Source organism: Bradyrhizobium sp. LeoB3, assembly GCF_055456055.1.
The window spans coordinates 16,905-33,758 of the sequence record NZ_JBVBEF010000023.1; the positions used below are offsets into that span (position 1 = coordinate 16,905).

The window sequence follows — 16,854 nt, forward strand, 5'->3', positions numbered from 1 at the left end:
AGTTGGGGAAGCGAGTGGCGCATGCGGTTCTTGCCGGTGTTCCTGGATCTGCAAACGGGCGTGGTGCTGCTGGTCGGCGCGGGCGATCTCGTGCGCGCGAAGCTACGTCTGCTCGCGGCCGCCGGCGCGCGCGTCCGCTGGTTTGCGACCGACGGCAATCATGATGTGAGCGGCATCGATGCGACGCGCGTCGAACTCGCAACGGGCGATCCACTCGCCGCTGATCTCAGCGGCGTCATCGCGGTGCTCTGCGCGGGCGCCGGCGATGTCGGTGTTGCGCTGGCGGCGCGCGCGAGGGCTGTCGGCCTGCCCGTCAATGTGATGGACGATCTCGAGCATTCCACCTTCATTTTCCCGGCGATCGTCGATCGCGGCGATGTCGTGGTCGCCGTCGGCACCGGCGGCGCCTCGCCGGTGGTGGCGCGCCGCGTGCGCGAGCGGATCGAGGCGGTGCTGCCGGCCCGCATCGGCGATCTCGCATCCTTCATCGGCCAATTCCGCAAATCCATACATGCGCGCATCGGCGAATTCGCGCTGCGTCGCCGCTTCTGGGAGCGCATTGTCGAGGGTCCGATCGGCGCGCTGGTGCTCGCCGGCAAGAGGGAGGAAGCGGAGAAGGCGCTTCAGCAGATTTCCGATCCTTCCGCCTTTGCCGGCGCGACCGGGCTCGGCAAGGCAAAGGGCCATGTGACGCTGGTCGGTGCCGGACCTGGCGATCCGGATCTCCTCACCATCAAGGCGCTGCGCGCACTGCAGGACGCCGACGTCGTGTTCTACGACGAATTGGTGTCATCAGAGATTCTTGACCGCGTGCGCCGCGACGCCTCGCGCATTCCGGTCGGCCGCCGCGTCGGCAAGCCCGGCATCGGCCAGGATGCCATCAACAGACTGATGATCGAGGCCGCGAAATCGGGACAGCGCGCGGTGCGGCTGAAGGGCGGCGACCCCTTCATCTTTGGCCGGGGCGGCGAAGAGATCGAAGCGCTGCGCCAGGCAGGCGTCGCCTATTCGGTGATCCCCGGCATCACGGCGGGCTTAGGTGCCGCCGCGCAATTCGAGGCGCCGCTGACCTTCCGCCACGAGGCGCTGCGCATCACCTTCCTCACCGCGCACAAGGCGCGTGACGCCGAGACTATCGACTGGTCGGCGCTAACAGACAAGAAGATGACCGTCGTGGTCTATATGGGCATGACCGCCGCGCCGACGATCCGCGCCGGCCTGTTGGCCGCTGGCCGCTCGCCACAAACGCCGGTCGGCGTGTTCGCGCGGGTGACGCGGCCCGATGCCAAGGCTGCGGTCGGGACGCTCGAACATCTGCCGTCGCTGGTCGAGAAGATCGATGGCGGCCCCGCCATCCTCGTCATCGGCGACGTCGTCTCCCACTCTGCGCCCTGGCGCCATGCCAACCTCAACCAAGTGATCTCGGAACTTTTGGAAGCTGCCGAATGACCTCTCCGCTTGAACAGAAGAAAATCAGAATTACCGGGCCTTCGGTAGTGACCGCCAACCGTACTCATGACGGCGTGGTGATCTATCGCACCTCCCAGCATGGCTGGTCATCGCGCCTTGCGGATGCCGCCATCGTCCGCACATCCGACGATGCGCGGGCGCTGCTCGCCGAAGCGGTTGCCGATGACGTCGGCGCGATCGGTGCCTACATCGCGCCTGTCGCAATCAAGGACAATGGAGAGATTGCGCCCGGCAATCTCCGCGAACATATCCGGTCGGAAGGCCTCACCATCGAGCTTCCGGTTCCGGCTTAAGGTTCTCCCTCATGTACGCATATGACGAACTCGATCGCACGCTCCTTCACGAACGTGTCGAAGAATTCCGCGACCAGGTGAAGCGCCGGCTTTCCGGCGAACTCACCGAGGACGAATTCAAGATTCTGCGATTGCAGAACGGCGTGTACCTGCAGCTTCACGCCTATATGTTCCGCGTCGCGATCCCCTATGGCACGCTGTCAACAAAGCAATTGCGCGCGCTTGCCCATGTCGCGCGCCGCTACGACCGCGGCTACGGACATTTCACGACGCGGCAGAACATCCAGTTCAACTGGATCAAGCTCGCCGAGCTGCCGGACGCGCTCGCCGATCTTGCCGAGGTCGGCATCCACGCCATGCAGACCTCCGGCAACAACATGCGCAACGTCACCTCCGACCAGTGGGCGGGCGTTGCGCCCGGCGAGGTCGAGGATCCCCGCATCTGGTCGGAGCTGCTTCGGCAGCATACGACGTTGCATCCGGAATTCTCGTTCCTGCCGCGCAAGTTCAAGATCGCGATCACCGCGTCCGAGCACGATCGCGCCGCGATCAAGATCCACGACATCGGCCTGCGGCTGCACAAGAACGCCGATGGCGAGACCGGCTTCGAGGTGCTGGTCGGCGGCGGGCTGGGCCGCACGCCGTTCATCGCCAAGACCATCAAGCCGTTCGTGCACGGCCGCGACATCCTGAGCTATGTCGAGGCGATCCTGCGCGTCTACAACCAGTACGGCCGCCGCGACAACATCTACAAGGCGCGCATCAAGATCCTCGTGCACGAGCTCGGCATCGAGAAGTTCGGCAAGGAAGTCGAGGAAGAGTGGCAGCAATTGCGCGACAGCGCGCTGACGCTCGATGACGGCGCGATCGAGGAAGTGCGCTCGCGCTTTTCCTATCCGGCCTACGAGAAGCTGCCGCACATGCCCGATGAGCTGAAGCAGGCGGCGCATGATCCGCTGTTCGAGCGCTGGCGCAAGAACTCGGTGTTTCCGCACAAGGTGCAGGGCTATTCGATCGTGACGCTGTCGCTGAAGCCGGTCGGCGGTCCGCCCGGCGATGCCACCGCCGAGCAGATGGATGTGATCGCCGATCTCGCCGACCGCTATTCCTTCGGCGAGATCCGCGTCGGCCATGAGCAGAACCTGGCGCTGCCGCATGTCGCCAAGCGCGATCTGCCGGCGCTGTGGAAGGCGCTCGACAAGGCCGGGCTCGCGACGCCGAACGTGAACCTGGTCTCCGACATCATCGCCTGCCCAGGGCTCGACTACTGCTCTCTGGCGAATGCGCGCTCGATCCCGATCGCGCAGGAATTGACGCGGCGTTTTGCCAATCACGACACCGCAGGCCTGATCGGCCGGCTGCACATCAATATCTCCGGCTGCATCAACGCCTGCGGCCATCACCATGTCGGCCATATCGGCATCCTCGGTGTCGAGAAGAACGGCGAGGAATTTTATCAGATCACGATCGGCGGCCGCGCCGACGAGGGCGCCGCGCTCGGTACGCTGATCGGCCCTTCGGTGCCCTATGGCGAGGTCGCCGACGTGGTCGAGGACATCGTCGAGGCCTATCTGGCGCTGCGCTATTCCCCCGATGAACTCTTCATCGACACGGTCAAGCGGCTCGGCGTCGAACCTTTCAAGGAGCGGGTCTATGCCACTCGTTAAGAACGGAAAAATCGCAACCGACATCTACGCCCATGTCGCCGACGGCGCCGAGATCCCGGCTGATGGCGCAATCCTGGTGCAGGCGGCGCGCTTCCTTGACGATCCCGAGGCGCTGCTGCGCCGGCCCGGCAAGGTCGGCGTGGTCTGGCCGAACAACCGCGATCTCGACGAGCTCGTGCCCTATCTCGACCGGCTCGCCGCGGTCGCGCTGGTGTTTCCGTCGTTCCGCGACGGCCGCGCCTATAGCCAGGCGCGGCTGCTTCGTGAGCGCTATCGCTTCCAGGGCGAATTGCGCGCCACCGGCCAGGTGCTGCGCGACCAGTTCGTGTTCATGCTGCGCGCCGGCTTCGATGCGCTCGACGTGAAGAAGGAAAAGGATGCGGACGCCTTCGCGGAGACGGTGAAACGCTACACCGTATTCTACCAGCCGACCGGCGACGGCCGCACCACCGCGCTGAGCCGCCGCACGCAATTGCGTCATTCCGAAAGCGCCAGCCCATGAACGCGCTGGCGCCAGAGATGTCGATCGAGGCGCTGTCGGCGCTGCCGTCGGTACAGGAGCTCAATCGCGTCCTGCGCGCGGCGACGCCGTTCGAGGTCATCGAGTCCGCGCTGAAGACGGTCGGCCGCGAGCGCCTTGCGCTGGTCTCGTCCTTCGGCACGGAATCGGCGGCGCTGCTCAAGGTGATGGCCGATGTCGATCCGGCCATCCCCGTGATCTTCCTCGATACCGGGTGGCTGTTCGCGGAAACGCTTGCCTATCGCGACACGCTGATCGACACGCTTGGTCTGACCGATGTTCGCTCGATCAAGCCGCTCGAGGAGACGCTTCACCGCGACGATCCCGAGCGCGATCTCTGGTTCTCCGATCCCGACGCCTGCTGCCGCATCCGCAAGGTCGAGCCGCTGACGCGCGCGCTGGCGCCGTTCGCCGCCTGGCTCAACGGACGCAAGCGCTTTCAGGGCGGCGCCCGCGCCGACATCCCCGTGGTCGAGGAAGACGGCGTGCGCCTGAAATTCAATCCCTTCGCCAACGCGACACGCGAAGAGATCGAGGCGATCTACCGCGACGGCAAGCTGCCGCCGCATCCGCTGATTGCCTCCGGATATATGTCGGTCGGCTGCATGCCCTGCACCAGCCGCACCGCGCCCGATGAGGATGCGCGCGCCGGCCGCTGGCGTGGTCGTGCCAAGACAGAATGCGGCATTCATACGATGAAGACTTCTTAGGACAATGACGCTGCCACGCCGCAAACAATGAAATGCGGTTCCGTTGACTAAAGCGCTCTTCGCCGTGAGTTATGTTCCACGTGCTCCGGTGTTGCTTCATCCGATTTGAATGGAGATAGAGATGGTCCGTCGTATCCTGCCGTTCGTCGCGGGTTTGCTGTGGGCGGGTTCGGCTTTCGCCGCCGATTACTCGCTGCTCAACGTGTCCTACGATCCGACGCGTGAGCTCTATGCCGATTTCAACAAGGCGTTTGCCGCCGCCTATCAGAAGGAGACCGGCAAGAGCGTCGAGATCAAGCAGTCGCATGGCGGCTCCGGCTCGCAGGCGCGCGCCGTGATCGACGGCCTGCAGGCCGACGTGGTCACCCTCGCGCTCGCCTACGACGTCGACGCGGTCGCGGCCAAAGGCCTGATCGCGCCGGACTGGCAGAAGCGTCTGCCGCAGAATGCCGCACCCTACACCTCGACCATCGTGTTCCTGGTGCGCAAGGGCAATCCCAAAGGCATCAAGGATTGGGACGATCTGATCAAGCCAGGCGTTGCCGTCATCACGCCGAACCCGAAGACCTCGGGCGGCGCTCGCTGGAATTATCTCGCCGCCTGGGGCTATGCACAGAAGAAGTTCGGCTCGGCCGACAAGGCCAAGAAGTTCGTCGCCGATCTCTACCAGAACGTACCGGTGCTCGACACCGGCGCGCGTGGCTCGACCGTTACCTTTGTCGAGCGCGGCGTCGGCGACGTGCTGCTTGCCTGGGAAAACGAGGCGTTTCTGGCGCAGCGCGAGTTCGGCAAGGACAAGTTCGAGATCGTCTCGCCGCCGCTGTCGATCCTCGCCGAGCCGCCGCTCGCGGTCGTCGATGCGATCGCAGACAAGAAGGGCACCAAGGCGGTCGCCGAGGCCTATCTGAAATATTGGTATACCAGGGAAGGCCAGGAAATCGCCGCGCGTAATTCTTACCGTCCGCGCGATCCGGAGATTGCCAAGGAATACGAGAAATCCTTCGCCAAGGTTGAACTTTTCACCATTGACGACGTTTTCGGTGGTTGGACCAAGGCGCAGAAGGAGCACTTCGCCGAGGGCGGCATGTTCGACCAGATCTACAAGAATTGATCTGGCCGGGGCCCGTGGGGGCAGAAGCAGGGGGATAGGTGAGCACAGCGGTTGCACGGCGCAGTACTTTGCCGGGGTTCGGTCTCACCATGGGACTGACCCTGACATGGCTCTCCGTTATCGTCCTGATTCCGCTCGCCGGTCTCTTTCTCAAGACGTTTGAGCTGAGCTTCGATCAGTTCTGGGGCATCGTCACCAGCCGCCGCACCCTGAGCGCGCTGAAGATTTCGTTTGGGCTTTCGTTTGCCGCGGCTTGCGTCAATCTGGTGATGGGCACGGTCATCGTCTGGGCGCTGGTGCGCTACCGCTTTCCGGGACGGCGGCTGTTCGATGCGATCGTCGATATCCCCTTCGCGCTGCCGACCGCGGTTGCCGGCGTCGCGCTGACCCAGCTCTTTGCGCAGAAGGGCTGGTTAGGTGCGCCGCTTGCCGAGCTGGGCATCAAGGTCGCGTTCACGCCGATCGGCATTTTCCTTGCCATGGTCTTCATTGGCATTCCCTTCGTGGTGCGGACGGTACAGCCTGTGCTGATCGATCTCGATCCGGAGATCGAGGAGGCCGCGGCAAGCCTCGGCGCCAACCGCTGGCACACGGTCTTTCGCGTGATCCTGCCGAGCTTGATCCCGGCGCTCTTGACCGGCTTTGCGCTCGCCTTCGCCCGCGCCGTCGGCGAATATGGCTCGGTCATCTTCATCGCCGGCAATCTGCCGAATGTCTCCGAGATCGCGCCGTTGTTGATCGTGATCCGGCTCTCCGAATTTCGTTATGCGGATGCCACCGCGATCGCGGTGGTCATGCTGCTGGCTTCATTCATCATCATCTTCGCGGTCAATCGCCTGCAGCGCTGGGCGCAGACCCGCATTCCCACTCACTAGAGGGCCGGATCGATGTCGCTGCAATCGAACCTGGCTTCCTCCACCACGCAGTTGCGAGCCTATGCCCCGAAGACCGACCTCAATGTCGCCTCGCCGCCCTCGCAGCGGGAGAGGGTGCGCCCGCACACGGCGGCCTCGAAGCGGGATCTGCGCACCGAGCCCCGGCCGATCCGCTTCCTGATCGTCGGGCTGGCGCTGCTCTTCCTCACCGTATTCGTGGTGCTGCCGCTGGTCGTGGTGTTCGCGTCAGCGTTTTCGCGCGGTATCTCGGCCTATTTCGCGGCGCTCAGCGAGCCGGAGGCGCTCTCGGCGATCCAGTTGACGCTTCTGATCGCGGCGATCTCCGTCAGCCTCAACCTGATCTTCGGCGTGATCGCGGCCTGGGCGATCTCGAAATTCGATTTCGCCGGCAAGACTTTTCTGATCACGCTGATCGACCTGCCGTTCTCGGTCAGTCCCGTGATCTCGGGCCTGGTCTTCGTGCTCTTGTTCGGTGCACAGGGTTTCTTCGGGACCTGGCTGCAGGCGCACAACATCCACATCCTGTTCGCGGTGCCCGGCATTGCGCTCGCCACCATCTTCGTGACCTTCCCCTTCGTCGCGCGCGCGCTGATTCCATTGATGCAGGAGCAGGGCACGCAGGAGGAGGAAGCCGCGATCTCGCTGGGCGCGTCAGGGTTGCAGACCTTCTTCCGCGTCACCTTGCCCAATATCAAATGGGGCCTGCTCTACGGCGTCCTGCTGTGTAACGCGCGCGCGATGGGCGAGTTCGGCGCGGTGTCGGTGGTCTCGGGCCATATCCGGGGCCAGACCAATACCATGCCGCTGCTGGTCGAAATCCTTTATAATGAATATCAGTTCGTGGCGTCGTTCGCGATCGCGTCGCTGCTTGCGATGCTGGCGTTGATCACGCTGGTCGTGAAGACGATCCTCGAACGGCGTCTGGACGAAGGGCAGATTGTCAGTGACGATTGAAGTCAAGAATATCGTAAAGAAGTTCGGCGATTTCGCAGCGCTGGACACTGTCAGCCTGAAGGTCGGCGACGGCGAGCTGTTGGCGCTGCTGGGGCCGTCCGGCTCCGGCAAGACCACGCTGCTGCGGATCATTGCCGGCCTCGACTGGCCCGAGGCGGGCGAAGTCACGATCGACGGCGAGGATGCGCTGGCCCGCGGCGCCAGCGAGCGCCATGTCGGCTTCGTGTTCCAGCACTATGCGCTGTTCCGTCACATGACTGTGTTCGAGAACGTCGCCTTTGGCCTCCGCGTGCAGCCGCGCGCGATCCGCAAGGACGAGAAGGCGATCCGCGCCCGCGTCAAGGAACTGCTCGATCTGGTGCAGCTCGACTGGCTGTCCGACCGCTATCCGAGCCAGCTATCCGGTGGCCAGCGCCAGCGCATCGCGCTCGCCCGTGCGCTCGCGATCGAGCCGCGCATCCTGTTGCTCGACGAGCCCTTCGGCGCGCTCGATGCCAAGGTGCGCAAGGAGCTCAGGCAATGGCTGCGCTCGCTGCATCAGGAGATCCACGTCACCTCGATCTTCGTCACCCATGACCAGGAAGAGGCGCTCGAGGTCGCCAACCGCGTGGTCGTCATGGACAAAGGCCGCATCGAGCAGATCGGCACCCCTGGCGAGGTTTATGACAATCCGGCGACGGCCTTCGTCCACGGCTTCATCGGCGAATCCATCGTGCTGCCGGTCGATGTCAGCGACGGCGCGGTCCGGCTCGGCGGCAGGCCGCTCAACATCGCCGCCAATGGTGCGGCGCCCGGCGCCTCCAAATTGTTCGTGCGCCGCCATGACATGCAGATCGGCCCGGCGGGAGGCGGATCGCTGGAAGGGGCGGTGCGCCACGTCCGCTCCTTCGGCCCGATCCAGCGTGCCGAGGTCGCGCTTGCCGACAGCGAAGGCAAGACCGTGATCGAGATCGATGCGCCGCGCGACCGGGAACTGCAGGCCGGCGAAATCATCTCGCTGGAACCCCGCCGCTACCGTATTTTCGCGGCTCACGAATAGCTGCCGTAGCCCGGGTGAAGCGGAGCGCAACCCGGGATTCGCATCCACGCGCGAAGAGGCCCCGGATTACGCTTCGCTCCATCCGGGCTACAGGATCTCGCGGACCGCCATCGCCGCGGCAAAAAAACGCCCCCCGTTCACCATTCAGCCACGGTTGGTATGCAACAACGGCGGACCAACCTTGGGGGAATCCTTTCAGTGAAACGGACGACCGTCGCCCTCTTTGGGCTTCTGGTGCTGGGCGGCTGCGCGACAGACACTCCACTTCCGGAACAGCCGGCCATGTATGTCAACATGGCTGCACCCGGCGCCGTCCTGGACACCCAGGCCGCCGCGACCATGATCTCGCAATATCGCCAGAACAACGGCCTCGGCGCCGTGGTGGTGGATCCTGCGCTCGTCAAGCTCGCCGAGCAGCAGTCGCAGGCCATGGCGGCGCGCAACAAGATGGACCATGACGTGAAGGCCCCGCTCGGCAAACGGCTGGAAGGCTCCGGCTATCCGGCGACGGTCGCGGTCGAAAACGTGTCCGCCGGCTATCACACGCTGGCGGAAGCGTTTTCCGGCTGGCGCGATTCGCCGCCACACAAGGCCAATATGCTCAAGGGCGGTGTCACAAAATTGGGCATTGCCGCGAGCTATGCGCCGAACACCAAGTACAAGGTGTTCTGGACGCTCATTCTCGCGTCAACCTAACTCTGCGTGATCGTCACGCCGGATCAGGCCGATTGACGCGGTCGCGAACTGCGGCCACGCTGGGCGCCATTATACACCACTGATTGACGGTCACGATGGATACTTCAGATCCTCCGCCCGCCACGACGCCCGCGCAGGCGCAGCGCGTATTGGTCCTGCAGGGCGGCGGCGCCCTTGGCTCATATCAGGCCGGAGCATTTCAGGCGCTCTGTCGCGCCGGCTTCGAGCCTGACTGGGTTGCCGGAATCTCGATCGGCGCCGTCAATGCCGCGATCATCGCCGGCAACGAGCCGGACAAGCAGGTGCCGCGCTTAAAGGAATTCTGGGAGATGGTGTCGCGTCCGGTATCCTGGAATCCGATAGCGCCCGGCGACCGCGCCCGCACTTTGTTCAACGAGACCAGCGCCGCCATCATCGCGACATTCGGCGTGCCTGGCTTCTTTGCGCCGCGGATTCCGCCAGCGCCGTTCTGGCCCATGGGCAGCTCGCAGTCGCAAAGCTATTACGACACCGCGCCCCTGAAGAAGACGCTGGAGCGGCTGGTCGATTTCGACCGCATCAACGACCTCAAGACCCGGCTTTCGGTCGGTGCCGTCGGCGTGACCACCGGCAATTTCAGGTATTTCGACAATTACGAGTTCAAGAAGCTCGGCAAGAAGATCGGCCCCGAGCACATCATGGCCTCCGGCGCGCTGCCGCCGGGCTTTCCGGCGGTCCTGATCGAAGGCGAGCATTACTGGGATGGCGGTATCGCCTCCAACACCCCGCTCGACTTCGTGCTTGATGAGGAGACCCGCCGCGATCTCCTGATCTTCCAGGTCGATCTGTTTAGCGCCCGCGGGCCGTTGCCGAATTCGCTATTGGAGGCGGCCGAGCGTGAAAAGGATATCCGCTTTTCCAGCCGCACGCGGATGAACACCGACAAGAACAGGCAGATCCACAATGCGCGCATGGCGGTGCGTGATCTCATCGGCAAGCTGCCGGATTATCTGAAGAACGATCCCTCCGTTGAATTGCTGCGGCAGGCCTCCAAGGAGAACACCGTCACGGTGGTGCACCTGATCTACCGCAGCAAGAACTACGAGACGTCGTCGAAGGATTACGACTTCTCCCATGTCGCCATGGTCGAGCATTGGGAGGCGGGCGTCCGCGACGTTCATTTGTCGATGCGTCACAAAGAATGGCTAGAACGGCCGCAGTCCGGGGAAACCATGGTGACCTACGATCTCACGGGGGACGTCGATCCGTTCCCCGCAAAGAAGGAGTGAAGCAGATATGGCTACGTTGACAGGCAAGACCGCTGTCGTGACCGGCTCGACCAGCGGCATCGGATTGGCGATTGCGCGTAAATTCGCCAGCGCGGGGGCCAATGTCGTCATCAACGGCATGGGCGTGCCGGCCGATATCGAGCGCGAGCGCTCCGGCATCGAGACCGATTTCAAGGTCAAGGCCGCCTATTCGCCGGCCGACATGACCAAGCCCGCCGAGATCGCGGAAATGATCGCGCTCGGCGAAAAGACCTTCGGCTCGGTCGACATCCTCGTCAACAATGCCGGCATCCAGTTCGTCTCTCCGATCGAGGAATTTCCGATCGAGAAGTGGGATGCGATCATCGCGATCAACCTGTCGTCGGCGTTTCATGGCATCCGCGCCGCGGTGCCGGGGATGAAGAAGCGCGGCTGGGGCCGCATCATCAACACCGCCTCCGCGCATTCGCTGGTCGCCTCGCCCTTCAAGTCGGCCTATGTCTCGGCCAAGCACGGCATCGCGGGCCTCACCAAGACAGTGGCGCTCGAGCTTGCGACCTTCAAGATCACCTGCAACTGCATCAGCCCCGGCTATGTCTGGACGCCGCTGGTCGAGCACCAGATTCCGGAGACCATGAAGGCGCGCAATATGACCAAGGAGCAGGTCATCAAGGATGTGCTGCTCGAGGCCCAACCGACCAAGGAATTCGTCACCGCCGACCAGGTCGGCTCGCTCGCCTTGTTCCTGTGCAGCGACGACGCCGCGCAGATCACCGGCTCCAACTACTCCATCGATGGCGGCTGGACCGCGGAGTAGGGCGCTTTGGTTCGGCGCGTACCTGTATGCCCCGCGATGACGGGGCATACAGTATCCGGCGGCCTCTCGGCTCAAGCACAACCGCCTCTGGAATACTGGATCGTCAGGTCAAGCCGGACGATGACAGCGGACAGCTGTTTGAAATTTGAATCAGAACCCATCCCCGCGTCATTGCGAGCAGCTGGCCGGCTAGAGCATTTTCGGTCCTGATGGAATCAGAACCGGAGCTCTAGATTCTAGTTTTGACGCGTCTTCTTCACGCGAACCGGTGTCCACTTCGCTCGAAAACGCGCTAACCCGCGCCGACGGCTTTCTTGCGCCAGGCGAGATGGACGGCGCAGGTGCAACCGGGTGGGTGTGAGGTGACGTCGTTGGCGGGAGTGGCGACGGGTGCGGGTGCGGGCGCGGGCGTTGGCTGCTTCGCTTCCTGCGAGGGGATGTAGTTCAGCACGGGCGCGAGCCAGCGCTCGATCTCGGTGACGGTCATGTCCTTGCGCGCGGCATAGTCCTCGACTTGGTCGCGCTCGATCTTGCCGACGCCGAAATAGAAGCTTTCGGGATGGCTGAAATAGAGGCCGGAGACCGAGGAGCCCGGCCACATCGCAAAGCTCTCCGTCAGCTTCACGCCGGCCGTGTTCTCGGCGTCAAGCAGCGCGAACAGCGTCGCCTTTTCGGTGTGGTCGGGCTGCGCGGGATAGCCGGGCGCCGGGCGGATACCCTGGTATTTCTCCAGGATCAACTCGTCCGACGAGAACGTCTCGTCGGGCGCATAGCCCCAGAATTCCTTGCGCACGCGCTGGTGCATGCGCTCGGCGAAAGCTTCGGCGAGGCGATCGGCCAGCGCCTTGCACAGGATCGAGGAGTAATCGTCATTGGCGTTCTTGAAGCGGTCGGCGACCGCGTCCTCGCCGATGCCCGCGGTGACGACGAACCCGCCGATATAGTCAGGTACGCCCGACGATACTGGCGCGATGAAGTCCGACAGCGCGGCGTTGAAGCGGCCTTCGCGCTTCTCGAGCTGCTGGCGCAGCGTGTGGAAGGTCGCGATCTTCTTCTTGCGCGTCTCGTCGGCATAGACGGCGATGTCGTCGCCTTCGGCATTGGCGGGCCAGAAGCCGATGGTGGCGCGCGCCGTGAACCATTTCTCCGCGATGATGCGCTCAAGCATCTTCTGCGCATCATCATAGAGCGAGCGCGCGACCTCGCCGACCTTCGGATCGTCGAGGATGGCCGGGAAGCGCCCGGTCAATTCCCAGGTCTGGAAGAACGGCGTCCAGTCGATGTATTTTGCCAGTTCCGCCAGATCGTAGGCATCGAAGCTCTTGATGCCGAAGAAGGCCGGCTGCTTCGGCGGCGTCTTGGCGAAATCGATCTTGACGCCATTGGCGCGGGCATCCGCAAGCTTCAGCCGTTTCTTGTCCTGCTGCGCTCGGAAATGTGCCGCGGAGATCTTTGCGTATTCGGCGCGGATATCGGCGGCATAGGCCTCGCGCTTCTCGGGCGAGAGCAGCGAGGAGGCGACGCCGACCGCGCGACTGGCGTCATTGACGTGGACGACTGGTCCGCCCGGATAGTTCGGATCGATCTTCACGGCGGTATGGACGCGGCTGGTGGTGGCGCCGCCGATCAGGAGCGGCAGGTTCAGGCCCTCGCGCTCCAGCTCGCCGGCAAGAAAGCTCATCTCGTCGAGCGAGGGCGTGATCAGGCCGGAGAGGCCGATGATATCAGCGCCTTCGGCCTTTGCCGTCTCGATGATCTTTGCCGCCGGCACCATCACGCCGAGGTCGATGACCTCGAAATTGTTACATTGCAGCACGATGCCGACGATGTTCTTGCCGATGTCGTGGACGTCGCCCTTCACGGTGGCGAGCACGATCTTGCCAGCGGCATTGCGGCCGTCGCCGGCCACGCCATTGGCGAGGTTGCGGGCCTTTTCCTCCTCCATGAATGGCATCAGATAAGCGACAGCCTGCTTCATCACGCGCGCGGACTTCACCACCTGAGGCAGGAACATCTTGCCGTCGCCGAAGAGGTCGCCGACCACGTTCATGCCGGCCATCAAGGGACCCTCGATGACGTCGAGCGGACGGGAAGATGCCTGTCGGGCCTCCTCGGTATCCTGCTCGATGAATTCGGTGATGCCGTGCACCAGTGCGTGGCTGAGCCGCTTCTCGACCGGCCATTCGCGCCAGGCGAGATCGGCTTCCTTGCTCTGCCTCTCCTTGCCGCGGAATTTTTCGGCGAGCGCCAGCAGTCGCTCGGAAGCGCCGGGATCGCGGTTGAGGATGACGTCCTCGCACACCTGCCGCAGTTCGGGATCGATGTCGTCATAGACGATCATCTGCCCGGCATTGACGATGCCCATGTCCATGCCGGCCTTGATAGCGTGATACAGGAACACCGAATGCATCGCCTCGCGCACCGGCTCGTTGCCGCGGAACGAGAACGAGAGATTGGAGACGCCGCCGGAAATATGCGCGCCGGGCAGGTTCTGGCGGATCCAGCGCGTGGCCTCGATGAAATCGACGCCGTAATTGTTGTGCTCCTCGATCCCGGTCGCGATCGCGAAGATGTTCGGATCGAAGATGATGTCCTCGGCCGGGAAATCGAGCCGGTTCACCAGGATATTGTAAGCGCGCTTGCAGATCTCGGTTTTGCGGGCGAACGTGTCGGCTTGTCCCGTCTCGTCGAACGCCATCACCACGACGGCTGCGCCATGACGCTTGGCGATCGTGGCCTCGTGGATGAACTTCTCCTCGCCCTCCTTCATCGAGATCGAGTTCACCACCGGCTTGCCCTGGATGCATTTCAGCCCGGCCTCGATCACGGCGAATTTCGAGGAATCGACCATGACAGGCACGCGGGCGATATCGGGCTCGGCGGCGACGAGGTTGAGGAACGTCACCATCGCCTTCTCGGAATCGAGCAGGCCCTCGTCCATGTTGACGTCGATGATCTGTGCGCCATTCTCGACCTGGTCACGCGCCACCTGCAGCGCGGCCGTGTAGTCGCCCGCGGTGATCAATTTGCGGAAGCGCGCCGATCCCGTCACGTTGGTGCGTTCGCCGATGTTCACGAAAGGAATGGCGTCGGTCAGCGCGAACGGCTCGAGGCCTGACAGCCGGAGGCGCGGCGCGATCTCAGGAACAATGCGCGGCTTGTGCGGCGCAACCGCCGCGGCAATCGCGGCGATATGGTCCGGCGTGGTGCCGCAGCAGCCGCCGACGATGTTGACGAGGCCTGCTGCTGCGAACTCGCCGATCAGCCGCGCCATATAGTCCGGCGTCTCGTCGTACTGCCCGAATTCGTTGGGCAGGCCGGCATTGGGATAGGCGCAGACGAGCGTATCGGCGACGCGGCCGATGTCCGCGATGTGGCTGCGCAGGTCCTCCGCGCCGAGCGCGCAGTTGAAGCCGATGGTGATCGGCTTGGCATGCCGCACCGAATTCCAGAACGCTTCCGGCAACTGTCCCGAGAGCAGGCGGCCGGACTTGTCGGTGATGGTGCCCGAGATCATCACGGGCACATCGATGCCGCGCTCTTCCGTAATCTCGGAGATCGCATACAGCGCGGCCTTGGCATTGAGCGTGTCGAAGATGGTTTCGACCAGGAGAAGATCGGCGCCGCCATCGAGCAGGCCGTTGATCTGCTCGCCATAGGCCTTGCGCAGATCGTCGAACGTCACCGCGCGATAGCCGGGATTGGAGACGTCGGGCGAGATCGAGGCGGTGCGGTTGGTGGGCCCCAGGGCGCCTGCGACGAAGCGCGGCCTGCCGTCCTCGGCAGAGACCTTCTCGGCGGCGGCGCGCGCGAGCCTGGCGCCCTCGCGGTTGAGCTCATAGGCGAGGTCCGACATGTCGTAGTCGGCCTGCGCGATCGAGGTCGAGGAGAAGGTGTTGGTCGCGACGATGTCGGCGCCGGCGCGCAGATAGGCGGCGTGGATGTCCTCGATCGCCTGCGCTTGCGTCAGGATCAGGACGTCGTTGTTGCCCCTGATGTCGCGGTGGAAATCCTTGAAGCGCTCGCCACGGAAGGCGGCCTCGTCGAATTGCAGGCCCTGGATCATGGTGCCCATGGCGCCGTCAAGCACGAGGATGCGCTCGCGCGCGGCGGCGATGAGGGCGGTACGCTTGGGAGAGACGGGTACGGTCATTTGATCAGGCAGCTTTCTTCAAGCAGCTTTCTTCAAGCAGCTTTCTTGGCGCCGTTCGGACGGATGCCGAGCAGATGGCTGATCGCGAACACGAGATCGGCGCGGTTCATGGTGTAGAAATGGAAGGTGTCGACGCCGTGTTTTGCGAGCTTCTGCACCTGGCCGGCGGCAACGGTGGCCGCTACCAGTTTGCGGGTCTCGGCATCGTCATCGAGGCCTTCGAATTTCGCGGCAAACCAGTCCGGCACCGTGGTGCCGGCGCGGGTGACGAAATTGCGGGCCTGCTTGAAATTGTGCATCGGCATGATGCCCGGCACGATCGGGATCTCGATGCCGCGCGCCCGCACCCGGTCGAGGTAGCGGAAGTAGAGATCGTTGTCGAAGAACACCTGGGTGATCGCGCGCGTCGCGCCGGCATCGACCTTGGCCTTCAGCGTATCGATATCGGCATCGAAGTTCGCGCTCTCCGGATGTTTTTCCGGATAGGCCGAGACCGACACCTCGATATCGGGATGACGCTTCTTGATGCCGGCGACCAGCTCCGGCGAGCTCTGGTAGCCGTCCGGATGCGTGTAATAGGGCGTGCCGATGCCGCCCGGCGGGTCGCCGCGCAGCGCCACGATGTGGCGGACGCCGACCTCGTGATAGCGGTCGATAATCTCGTCGATCTCGCCGCGGGAGGCGCTGACGCAGGTCAGATGCGCGGCCGGCAACAGCCTGGTTTCATTCAGGATGCGCGCGATGGTCGAATGGGTGCGCTCGCGGGTCGATCCGCCGGCGCCATAGGTCACCGAGACGAAGGTGGGCGACAGCGGCGCAAGCCGGTTGATCGTGTCCCACAGGTTCCGCTCCATCTCCTCGGTCTTCGGCGGGAAGAACTCGAAGGAAATGGCGGGAGTCCTGAACGGCGGGGCAGCAACCTCGGTCATGGCTCTCACAAGCTCCACGGAACAATCGGCGACAGGCTGGGCGGTCGAGCAGGTAAGATAGGGCAAAGCGGGTCGCCCAAACAGCCCATCGATAATGGGATTTTGCCCACTTTTGATGAATATGCTGGCTCTCGATGGCAACCTGAATTCGTAATGGGCAAGAGTATGAGTTTCGCGGCTTATCGCGAAAATCCGGAAATTATAGCCATATTCTGTAGTTCATGGGAAAGTCAGTTCCCTCCTCCGGTGTGGGCAAAGGTGAATTATTGCGGATTAACGATATTTTGTCCCACTCTCGATCGGCTTCAGGTTCAGAGTGTCGCGGAGCTGATCTGCACGCGGAGGGGCTTTG

14 protein-coding genes are annotated in these 16,854 nt (G+C 63.6%); 12 read left to right on the forward strand and 2 right to left on the reverse strand.

Annotation, left to right across the window (positions count from 1 at the left end; all coding sequences use genetic code 11):
* Nucleotides 1-21: 21 nt before the first annotated feature.
* The 12 genes from cysG (at nt 22) to ACZXDY_RS17485 (ending at nt 11,420) form a co-directional block, all read left to right on the forward strand.
* Nucleotides 22-1,449, forward strand: a complete 1,428-nt coding sequence (gene cysG / locus ACZXDY_RS17430; protein WP_464346350.1) for a siroheme synthase CysG — start codon at nt 22-24, stop codon at nt 1,447-1,449.
* Complete coding sequence (locus ACZXDY_RS17435) at nt 1,446-1,763, forward strand: DUF2849 domain-containing protein (protein ID WP_464346351.1); 318 nt, start codon at nt 1,446-1,448, stop codon at nt 1,761-1,763. The genes cysG and ACZXDY_RS17435 overlap by 4 nt, the downstream gene beginning before the upstream one ends.
* 11 nt (nt 1,764-1,774) lie before the next feature.
* Nucleotides 1,775-3,430 (forward strand): nitrite/sulfite reductase, encoded by a 1,656-nt coding sequence (locus tag ACZXDY_RS17440; protein ID WP_028165076.1) that lies wholly within the window; start codon nt 1,775-1,777, stop codon nt 3,428-3,430.
* Nucleotides 3,417-3,932: a DUF934 domain-containing protein gene (locus tag ACZXDY_RS17445; protein WP_028165077.1), complete on the forward strand. Its 516-nt coding sequence runs from the start codon at nt 3,417-3,419 to the stop codon at nt 3,930-3,932. Before ACZXDY_RS17440 ends, ACZXDY_RS17445 begins: the two co-directional genes overlap by 14 nt.
* Nucleotides 3,929-4,660: a phosphoadenylyl-sulfate reductase gene (locus tag ACZXDY_RS17450; protein WP_028165078.1), complete on the forward strand. Its 732-nt coding sequence runs from the start codon at nt 3,929-3,931 to the stop codon at nt 4,658-4,660. Before ACZXDY_RS17445 ends, ACZXDY_RS17450 begins: the two co-directional genes overlap by 4 nt.
* A gap of 109 nt (nt 4,661-4,769) precedes the next feature.
* On the forward strand, nt 4,770-5,771 hold the full coding sequence (locus tag ACZXDY_RS17455) for a sulfate ABC transporter substrate-binding protein (RefSeq protein WP_464346352.1): 1,002 nt from the start codon (nt 4,770-4,772) through the stop codon (nt 5,769-5,771).
* A gap of 38 nt (nt 5,772-5,809) precedes the next feature.
* The gene (gene cysT / locus ACZXDY_RS17460) at nt 5,810-6,646 is read left to right on the forward strand and encodes a sulfate ABC transporter permease subunit CysT (RefSeq protein WP_464346353.1); all 837 of its coding nucleotides are present in this window, start codon (nt 5,810-5,812) and stop codon (nt 6,644-6,646) included.
* Nucleotides 6,647-6,658: 12 nt separating this feature from the next.
* On the forward strand, nt 6,659-7,621 hold the full coding sequence (cysW, locus tag ACZXDY_RS17465; RefSeq protein WP_464346354.1) for a sulfate ABC transporter permease subunit CysW: 963 nt from the start codon (nt 6,659-6,661) through the stop codon (nt 7,619-7,621).
* Nucleotides 7,611-8,660, forward strand: coding sequence for a sulfate/molybdate ABC transporter ATP-binding protein (locus tag ACZXDY_RS17470; protein ID WP_464346355.1), 1,050 nt, complete (start codon nt 7,611-7,613; stop codon nt 8,658-8,660). The genes cysW and ACZXDY_RS17470 overlap by 11 nt, the downstream gene beginning before the upstream one ends.
* Before the next feature lie 198 nt (nt 8,661-8,858).
* On the forward strand, nt 8,859-9,356 hold the full coding sequence (locus ACZXDY_RS17475) for a CAP domain-containing protein (RefSeq protein ID WP_027579266.1): 498 nt from the start codon (nt 8,859-8,861) through the stop codon (nt 9,354-9,356).
* A 95-nt stretch (nt 9,357-9,451) separates the two neighbouring features.
* Nucleotides 9,452-10,624, forward strand: coding sequence for a DUF3734 domain-containing protein (locus tag ACZXDY_RS17480; protein ID WP_464346356.1), 1,173 nt, complete (start codon nt 9,452-9,454; stop codon nt 10,622-10,624).
* Nucleotides 10,625-10,631: 7 nt separating this feature from the next.
* Nucleotides 10,632-11,420, forward strand: coding sequence for a 3-hydroxybutyrate dehydrogenase (locus tag ACZXDY_RS17485; RefSeq protein ID WP_464346357.1), 789 nt, complete (start codon nt 10,632-10,634; stop codon nt 11,418-11,420).
* A gap of 292 nt (nt 11,421-11,712) precedes the next feature.
* On the opposite strand, the gene metH is transcribed toward ACZXDY_RS17485, so the two are convergent.
* Together metH and metF are read right to left on the reverse strand one after the other, a co-directional pair.
* Entirely contained in the window at nt 11,713-15,573 is a 3,861-nt protein-coding gene (gene metH / locus ACZXDY_RS17490) for a methionine synthase (RefSeq protein WP_464346358.1), read from the reverse strand.
* 32 nt (nt 15,574-15,605) lie between these two features.
* Nucleotides 15,606-16,502 carry a methylenetetrahydrofolate reductase [NAD(P)H] gene (gene metF / locus ACZXDY_RS17495; RefSeq protein WP_464346359.1) on the reverse strand — a complete coding sequence of 299 codons (897 nt, stop codon included), beginning with the start codon at nt 16,500-16,502 and terminating at the stop codon, nt 15,606-15,608.
* Nucleotides 16,503-16,854: the final 352 nt, after the last annotated feature.

What these genes read in the sequence shown, in the direction of transcription:
- ACZXDY_RS17450 (WP_028165078.1), top strand. Translation starts at nt 3,929, where the DNA reads ATGAACGCGCTGGCGCCAGAGATGTCGATCGAGGCGCTGTCGGCGCTG.
- cysW (WP_464346354.1), top strand. Translation starts at nt 6,659, where the DNA reads ATGTCGCTGCAATCGAACCTGGCTTCCTCCACCACGCAGTTGCGAGCC.
- ACZXDY_RS17480 (WP_464346356.1), top strand. Translation starts at nt 9,452, where the DNA reads ATGGATACTTCAGATCCTCCGCCCGCCACGACGCCCGCGCAGGCGCAG.
- cysG (WP_464346350.1), top strand. Translation starts at nt 22, where the DNA reads ATGCGGTTCTTGCCGGTGTTCCTGGATCTGCAAACGGGCGTGGTGCTG.
- ACZXDY_RS17435 (WP_464346351.1), top strand. Translation starts at nt 1,446, where the DNA reads ATGACCTCTCCGCTTGAACAGAAGAAAATCAGAATTACCGGGCCTTCG.
- ACZXDY_RS17485 (WP_464346357.1), top strand. Translation starts at nt 10,632, where the DNA reads ATGGCTACGTTGACAGGCAAGACCGCTGTCGTGACCGGCTCGACCAGC.
- metF (WP_464346359.1), bottom strand. Translation starts at nt 16,502, where the DNA reads ATGACCGAGGTTGCTGCCCCGCCGTTCAGGACTCCCGCCATTTCCTTC.
- ACZXDY_RS17455 (WP_464346352.1), top strand. Translation starts at nt 4,770, where the DNA reads ATGGAGATAGAGATGGTCCGTCGTATCCTGCCGTTCGTCGCGGGTTTG.
- ACZXDY_RS17440 (WP_028165076.1), top strand. Translation starts at nt 1,775, where the DNA reads ATGTACGCATATGACGAACTCGATCGCACGCTCCTTCACGAACGTGTC.
- ACZXDY_RS17445 (WP_028165077.1), top strand. Translation starts at nt 3,417, where the DNA reads ATGCCACTCGTTAAGAACGGAAAAATCGCAACCGACATCTACGCCCAT.
- metH (WP_464346358.1), bottom strand. Translation starts at nt 15,573, where the DNA reads ATGACCGTACCCGTCTCTCCCAAGCGTACCGCCCTCATCGCCGCCGCG.